This is a genomic window from Thermodesulfovibrionales bacterium (assembly GCA_035686305.1).
Lineage (GTDB): Bacteria > Nitrospirota > Thermodesulfovibrionia > Thermodesulfovibrionales > UBA9159 > DASRZP01.
The window spans coordinates 1-7,207 of the sequence record DASRZP010000090.1; the positions used below are offsets into that span (position 1 = coordinate 1).

The window sequence follows — 7,207 nt, forward strand, 5'->3', positions numbered from 1 at the left end:
ACTCGGCGCTGTCTGGCTGGGGATCCTTTTTCTCATCAAGGACGACGTGCTCCACTTCCTGGGGGAGCCGAAAGGGGAGTTCATGGCTGTGGTACCCGTCGGCTACGCTGCCGCGGTTTGCAGCGGCCCCCAGAAGCAGCCGGTTGAGATGAAGGTGAAGTTTCTTGATTCGTGATCAAAATCTGTCTGAGACGATGACGGAGTTTCAGAAGCGACGTCAGAACTCATATCTCACCTGGAGATAAACATTGTCATTTTTTTGAAGCTGGCCGAATTGAGTCCATGATTTACCACCGCCGAAGACCATTCCTCCAAGCGCTGGCCAGACATGATCGGAAAAGTTGTATTTGATCTCAGGGTTCAAAAGGTAATCACCGACTGAGGGGCCCCAGAATAAGAACCATGAGAGTTTCAGAGTCTGGTGCACGAGGAGCTGCGTAAGCCGTATCGAAACAAGGTCACGGAGTCTCCTTTCCTGGGGGAACCCTGGCGGCAGGTTCTTCTTATATTCCGTGTAATCATGCATATACTCTCCATAGTACTGAGCTCCTATTGTAAAATCTTCCCATACCTGACGCTGATAGCCTACAAGAAACCTCGTCTGAGAATTCGGGATCATGGGGTTCATACCGCTTTTGTCTTCCGTTGAATCATAATGGCCTGTTGCAAGACTTAAGACCCCATCCAGCGCTCGTCCCTGAAGGCTTGCACCGTATTCCGACAGCTTGGGATAAGAGAGTATCAGTCTGGTCAGCACCATCGCATTGTCAGGCATCATTGACGGCTGCCTCCAAAAGCCTCTGTACGCATAAAGCGATGCGTCAGCAGTAAGCCCGCCGAAAGAGCCCCCCAAAACAACTATCTTCGCCATGTTACGCCCCTTTTCTATATTGTTTAGAACATGCCAAGAACTTTGTCGCCGGCAGTCATCAGATCGGTGAGGTCGTCATATGTTATCTCTTTCATTCTCAGCTCAGAGCTGATTTCACTGAGACCCCGAAGTTTACGGTCATCTGATAGCACAAACGCTGTTCCGATGAAACCAAGATCCTCAAGATACGACTTCTGCATAAAATACACGCCGTTCTGCAAAAGAACGATGTCGGCAGACATATCACGTGCGAGTTTCGCTGCACGCGTTCCTTCGGGTGTGTCAGGACCACTCTTTATGATCACGACCATGGTGACCTCCCTGTTAAAAGATCATTGTTGTATCAGCCTTCCTGAGTATCGCTACAATATCGGATTCATTTGTTACTTCTACGCCTTCCACGAGATCCTCCTTCTTGAGGTTATGATCGATAAGGGACAGATGATCTGCAAAGACCCCAACGCCCATTTCTTTGCAGTCCTTCAGGGTTGACTCAAGGTTCGTAAAGCCTGTTCCGGTATCATCCTGGCCTCTTCTCGCGAGCTGGACACCGCCGTCAATCAGGAGAAGCGAAACTTTCATATCTCCAACAGCTGCCCCAAGGGCATGCCTGACAGCCTCGGCAGCATTGATATCGCCATACGGGGGCTTCCTTAAAATCATCGCAATATGCTCCATGTTCTCCTCCTACGCACCGATATTGAGCCAGATATCGCTCTCGCCCATCGTCTTAAATAATCCCTTGAGCGAACCCTGTTCTGTTCCTTGAAGGTAATCGTCTTTCGCCGCACGGCGAAAGTTCACGCAGCCTCCTCAGAGGTACACCTTGAGCCCTTTCCGAATCAGGCGCGAGAACTCTTCCTCCGCATTTGTGATCCCCTTTGCCTTCTGGCCCTTCAGGAAGCAGTAGACACCATCGGCAGATGCGATGAGATTGACGGCATGCCCTTTGTTTAATGCAGATTCGGCAATCCGTATAGTCGTTAGCGTGTTTTCATACGAGTACGGCGACGTAGAAAGATACATCGTCATCGTTTTACCCATTTCTCTCCTCCTTTACGGCATGCTTTGCAGCCAGCTTTCTCGCTCCAGGGTATTTCCCCTTTTTCGTTACAGGACAACAGGCAGGCGCAGGCAATTCCTCTGAATATGACTTTTTCAGAACTTCGAGAAGGTCTGGAATCATTGGATCAACGAGGTAATAACATTTCAGTCTTCCGTCAACGTAGTAATCGATGATGCCGTATCTCCTGAGCAGCGAAAGATGCTGCGATACATTTGGCTGGCTTACTTCGAGGTATTCTTCCAAATCACTGACGCATTTTACGCCCTGCGTGAGTTCTTCGAGAAGTTTTATGCGTGTAGGGTGTGCGATTACTTTGAGCAGCTCAATTTTTTCAGCAGCGGTTCTTTCAAAGACAGAAATCATAATAGTCTCTCCCTTTCTTATATTCTCGTATTCTTATATTCAAATATAAGAATACGAGAATTGTTTGTCAAGAAAAAATCTGTGAGTTTGGTGACTTCATTGAAAACTCAAGGGTGAATTTCCCCTGATAGGATCATATCAATGTCACGACTGTGACGCCGGCCCCGCCTTCCGGCGGCTCCCCTTTCCTGAAGTGCTTTACAAGGGGATGTCCGGTAAGGTGTTCGCATACAGCCCTCGACAGGGCCCCGGTGCCGAAGCCGTGGATGACGGTCACTTCGGTAAGGCCGGCAAGGGATGCATGGTTGAGAAAGGGCTCGAGCCTCGAGAGCGCCTCATCAACGCGCAGTCCAATAAGATTCAGGCGTGAAGAAACTTCCTCTCCTGGCACGGCGGATTTTGAAGGAGGGGTGAGGGGGGACAGAGCTTTGCCTCTTCTTGCTCCCACGTCCGAAAGAGGGACCTCGACTTCCATACTTCCAGCCCTCACCCTCAAGCGGTTCCGATCCTCATAGGCTTCAAGTACTGTTGCGTCACGTCCGAGGGATCTGACAAAGACCTGGTCGCCCACATGGAGTTCAGCCACCGACGGAATTGCATAATCCATATCATATGCCCGGAGCTTCCGAGCTGCCTCTTCCTGCTCTGCAACAATCTTCTTTACGACCTCACGACGGCTTTCCTTGTCCTTCTTCTTCAGGTCATCGAGGAAGGCGTTCATCCGTCTCTTTGTCTCGGCGATGATATCCGAAGCTTCCCGGTACGCCTTCGCAATCACCTCTTTCTCTCTCTTCTCCGTTTCGGAAAGTCTCTCTTCAAGGAGCCTTGTCTTCTCTTCTATCCCACTCCTCTCTTTCCGGAGTTCATGAAGGGCCCTTTCATACTCTGCCCTCTTTGCATTGAGGTCGGCAATGAGGTTGTCGAATTCCACTTTGATCCCGCCGAGCATACCCTTCGCCGAATCGATGATTCTCTCGGGCAGGCCGTACCTCTTTGCTATCTCGAGGGCATGAGACTGGCCAGGCTCTCCCACCCGTAACCGGTAAAGAGGGGTGAGGGACCTGTGGTCGAATTCCATGGAGGCATTGATCATGCCCTCTGTCCTGTGAACAAAACCTTTAATGTCCGTCAGGTGTGTGGTGGCAAAGAGCAAGGCCCCTCTGTCTCTTATCTCCTTTAAAACAGCACAGGCGAGGGCAGCCCCTTCATCGGGGTCTGTGCCGGTGCCGAGTTCATCGATGAGGACGAGGGACTTCGAATCGGCCTTCTTCAGGATATCCGAGATATTTGACACATGGGCCGAGAAGGTGGAAAGGCTGTTCTCAATCGATTGCTCGTCGCCGATGTCGACGAGGAGATCATGGACAAGGGGGAAGCAGGTTGCAGAGTCTGCAGGCACGGGCATGCCGGACAGGGCCATGAGGAGAAGGAGGCTGATCGTCTTGATGGCTATGGTCTTTCCCCCCGCATTTGAGCCCGTTATCACCATGACCCTGTCATCACCGCCCAGAGATACGTCGAGTGGCACCACGTCATCGCCCCTTCCCGATTTTCTAAGCGTGAGCATAAGGAGGGGGTGCCGCGCTCCCCTAAGACGGATCGAACCGGAATCGTCTATCTGCGGTTCCTCCATCCTGAGTTCGTCGGAAAACCGCGCGATGCAGTTCAGGAGGTCAAGGTAAACCAGGGTCTTATACTGGGCCTCTATGAGGTCTGCCACGCCCCTTATCTTAGAGGAGATCTCCCGGAGGATGCGGATCTCCTCAGCCTTCTGTTCTGCGATGAGGTTCTCGAGTTCGTTCGAAAGTCCGATGATGGCGAGGGGTTCGATAAAGGCAGTCTCACCTGATCTTGAAACATCATGGACAACGCCGGGTACCTGTCCCTTTGAGTCCATCCTGACGGGGATGACCCATCTGCCGGACCTTTCAGTAACATAGCTGTCTTGGAGAAAAACAGAGAGACCTTCGTCCCTCATCATCTCTTCGAGTCGCTTCGTGATCCTCCCTTTGAGCCGTCTCACATCTGCCCTCAACTCGGAGAGCGTGGACGATGCGCTGTCAAGGATATTGCCTTCACTGTCGATGGACCTTTCGAGAGTCCAGAGTATATCGGGAAAGCCTGTCAGGTCACAGGTGAGATCTTTGAGGAAAATGAGGTCATCCCTCTTCTCCAGCTGGAGTGAAACCCCGGAGAGGATATTGAGAAAGGGTGTCAGGCCGGCAAGCTCCACGGAATCCGCGACGGCGCCTTGCGGCCTTATCTTCGCAAGGAGGGTTGATATATCGGAGAAGCGTGACAGTTTGAGGGGAGCGCCTTCATGGGACATCATCCGTATCTCACGAAGGAGCCCGAGCCTTTTCTCTATCTCTCCCCTGTCATAGAGGGGACGGATCTCTGCAACAGCCTTCTGCGAGGCTTCGCTGTTCGAAAAGGCGGAGATGATCCTGAGGAGTTTCGGAAACTCGAGGAGATAGAGGGCGTTCTCCGTGATCATCGGGGGAGATCGCCGGATCTAAAGGCCCAGTCCCTCGATGATCCTGTTCCTCTGTTTTTCTATGACCTTCTGTCCCTGTTCCAGCGACTTCACAAGCTCCTTCTTGGCGCTCTCCGATAACTCCACCCCCTTTTCGAGAATCTCCGACGCCTTGTCTCTTACATCGCCTACAAATTCGTTGACGCTCTGGATCGTGTCCTCAACCAACTCGACGGCGTCATTCTTTATCCGCTTCGCTTTCCTCGATATATCCTTTCTCGTCTCCCGGCCCGACTGAGGCGCATAGAGAAGGGCTATTCCCGCGCCAAGAATGCCGCCTATCAGGAATGCTCCGGCGATCTTTGATGAACTATCCTTCATAGTCGTCTCCTTTCGATCTCTCTTTTTACTTAAACTGTAGCAAGAATGACGTTCGGAGTCAAATGTTGAAACGGAGGAGGTTGACGCTTGCCAAAAGGCACGCAAGGGTTATAGACTTGAAAGATATGAATATCTTCAGGAATGCCGATAAGAGACTCCAGACCGCGACGATAGAGGAACTGAGGGAGACGATCATCTCGGCAAATATTCCTCACCATGTCCAGGAAATCGCCGAGAGGGAAATCGATACCCTGTCAAAGATCAGCCCCTCTGCCGCTGAATATGCGATAGGGCTGATGTATATCGAGTATCTTCTGAGCCTTCCCTGGAACCATAAGACAGAGGATAATCTCGACCTCACCAGGGCCGAAAGAATTCTGAACGAACGCCATTTTGGCCTGAACAGGATCAAGGAGAGGATCCTGGAGCATCTCGCGGTAAGAATATTGATCAGGAACAAGAAGCCGAGGATCCTGGTAGTGGACGATGAAGAGGTCGCCAGGAAGAACCTGGACCATATACTCAAGAAAGAGGATTATTCGGTGGTGACGGCTGCTGACGGCGCCGAGGCGATGGACAAGATGGTGCATTCTGACTTCGATATTGTCCTGACGGACCTTCGTATGGAGGCGATGAACGGGATCGATCTCCTTGAAAAGGTGAGGCTTAGATACCCCGATACGAAGATTATCATGATCACGGCCCATGCAACAGTCGATTCTGCCGTTGAGGCCATGAAGAAAGGTGCCTTCCACTATATTACGAAACCTTTCAAACTGGACCAAGTGCGATCGGTCCTCAGGCAAGCCCTTGAGAAAAGGACATCCCCTTTTTCCGCAAAGGGATCGGTCCTCTGTTTCGCAGGTCCTCCGGGGACGGGGAAGACCTCCCTCGGAAGGTCCATTGCCGGCGCCTTTGGGAGAACCTTTGCGAGAATCTCCCTCGGCGGGATCAGGGACGAGGCCGAGATCAGAGGCCACAGAAGGACCTATGCCGGTGCGATGCCCGGACGCATCATCGAGGAGATCCGTCGTTTGGGGGTCATGAATCCTGTTCTCATGCTCGATGAGGTCGACAAGATAGGACAGGACTTCAAGGGCGACTCAGCCTCGGCGCTGCTCGAAATACTCGATCCCGAACAAAACCGCGCTTTTATCGATCATTACGTCGATGTCCCCTTTGACCTTTCGGGCGTTCTCTTCATCGCTACGGCGAACGTGGCTGATAACATCCAGGGACCCCTCAGAGACCGTATGGAGGTGGTCGAGTTTTCGGGGTATACGGATGATGAAAAAATCAAGATCGCCCTGCAGTACCTCGTCCCGAAACAGATTCAGGGACAGGGCCTCTCAGACTGTCCGCCGGAATTCACGGAAGAGGCTGTTTCAAAGATCATTCAGGAACATACCCGTGAGGCCGGGGTGAGAAACCTCGAACGAGAGATCGCTGCCATATGCCGCAAGGTGGCGATGCAGTCCGTCCAACATACGGGAAAGACAGAGGAGATAAAGCTGACATCAGACCTCGTAGAGAAATACCTTGGGCCAAGAAGATATTACTTTGAGGTTGCGGAAGAAAGGAGTCAAACCGGCGTTGTGACCGGTCTCGTGTGGACAGAGGTGGGAGGAGACATTATTTTTGTTGAGGCGGCGAAGATGAAAGGGAACAAGGAACTTATCCTCACCGGTTCTCTCGGGAATGTAATGCGGGAGTCAGCACAGACGGCATTGAGCTATATCAGGAGCAGCGCCTCCTCCTTTAACATCCCCGATGACTTTTTTGATAACCACGATATCCATGTCCACGTCCCTGCAGGGGCGATTCAGAAAGATGGGCCTTCAGCAGGAGCCACGATTGCCGTCGCCCTTCTCTCCCTTCTGAAAGGGCAGCCTGTCAGAAAGGATGTGGCAGTCTCAGGGGAACTGACGCTCAGCGGCAGGCTCCTCCCCGTAGGAGGGATCAAGGAAAAGGTCCTTGCTGCGAGACGTGCCGGGGTGAGGGAAGTGATCCTTCCCCTCAAGAACAGGGTGGATATCGAGAGCCTTCCTGA

General features: G+C 52.1%; 8 protein-coding genes. 1 reads left to right on the top strand and 7 read right to left on the bottom strand.

All coding sequences use genetic code 11. From position 1 onward, the window contains the following. Positions 1-217 precede the first annotated feature (217 nt). The 7 genes from VFG09_10445 to VFG09_10475 form a co-directional block, all read right to left on the bottom strand. Entirely contained in the window at positions 218-871 is a 654-nt protein-coding gene (locus VFG09_10445; protein ID HET6515568.1) for a hypothetical protein, read from the bottom strand. A gap of 23 nt (positions 872-894) precedes the next feature. Further along, positions 895-1,182, bottom strand: a complete 288-nt coding sequence (locus VFG09_10450) for a DsrH/TusB family sulfur metabolism protein (GenBank protein HET6515569.1) — start codon at positions 1,180-1,182, stop codon at positions 895-897. A gap of 13 nt (positions 1,183-1,195) precedes the next feature. Next, positions 1,196-1,549 (bottom strand): DsrE family protein, encoded by a 354-nt coding sequence (locus tag VFG09_10455; protein ID HET6515570.1) that lies wholly within the window; start codon positions 1,547-1,549, stop codon positions 1,196-1,198. A gap of 135 nt (positions 1,550-1,684) precedes the next feature. Continuing rightward, positions 1,685-1,915, bottom strand: a complete 231-nt coding sequence (locus VFG09_10460) for a DsrE family protein (protein ID HET6515571.1) — start codon at positions 1,913-1,915, stop codon at positions 1,685-1,687. Continuing rightward, positions 1,908-2,300: a metalloregulator ArsR/SmtB family transcription factor gene (locus VFG09_10465; GenBank protein HET6515572.1), complete on the bottom strand. Its 393-nt coding sequence runs from the start codon at positions 2,298-2,300 to the stop codon at positions 1,908-1,910. Before VFG09_10465 ends, VFG09_10460 begins: the two co-directional genes overlap by 8 nt. Before the next feature lie 133 nt (positions 2,301-2,433). Continuing rightward, positions 2,434-4,797, bottom strand: coding sequence for an endonuclease MutS2 (locus VFG09_10470; GenBank protein HET6515573.1), 2,364 nt, complete (start codon positions 4,795-4,797; stop codon positions 2,434-2,436). 18 nt (positions 4,798-4,815) lie between these two features. Then, positions 4,816-5,157, bottom strand: coding sequence for a YtxH domain-containing protein (locus tag VFG09_10475; protein ID HET6515574.1), 342 nt, complete (start codon positions 5,155-5,157; stop codon positions 4,816-4,818). Between the two features lie 62 nt (positions 5,158-5,219). On the opposite strand from VFG09_10475, the gene lon reads away from it, so the two are divergent. After that, on the top strand, positions 5,220-7,207 hold a 1,988-nt coding region (gene lon / locus VFG09_10480; protein HET6515575.1), incomplete at its 3' end, for an endopeptidase La.

What these genes read in the sequence shown, in the direction of transcription:
- VFG09_10460 (HET6515571.1), bottom strand. Translation starts at nt 1,915, where the DNA reads ATGGGTAAAACGATGACGATGTATCTTTCTACGTCGCCGTACTCGTAT.
- VFG09_10470 (HET6515573.1), bottom strand. Translation starts at nt 4,797, where the DNA reads ATGATCACGGAGAACGCCCTCTATCTCCTCGAGTTTCCGAAACTCCTC.
- VFG09_10475 (HET6515574.1), bottom strand. Translation starts at nt 5,157, where the DNA reads ATGAAGGATAGTTCATCAAAGATCGCCGGAGCATTCCTGATAGGCGGC.
- VFG09_10465 (HET6515572.1), bottom strand. Translation starts at nt 2,300, where the DNA reads ATGATTTCTGTCTTTGAAAGAACCGCTGCTGAAAAAATTGAGCTGCTC.
- VFG09_10450 (HET6515569.1), bottom strand. Translation starts at nt 1,182, where the DNA reads ATGGTCGTGATCATAAAGAGTGGTCCTGACACACCCGAAGGAACGCGT.
- VFG09_10445 (HET6515568.1), bottom strand. Translation starts at nt 871, where the DNA reads ATGGCGAAGATAGTTGTTTTGGGGGGCTCTTTCGGCGGGCTTACTGCT.
- VFG09_10455 (HET6515570.1), bottom strand. Translation starts at nt 1,549, where the DNA reads ATGGAGCATATTGCGATGATTTTAAGGAAGCCCCCGTATGGCGATATC.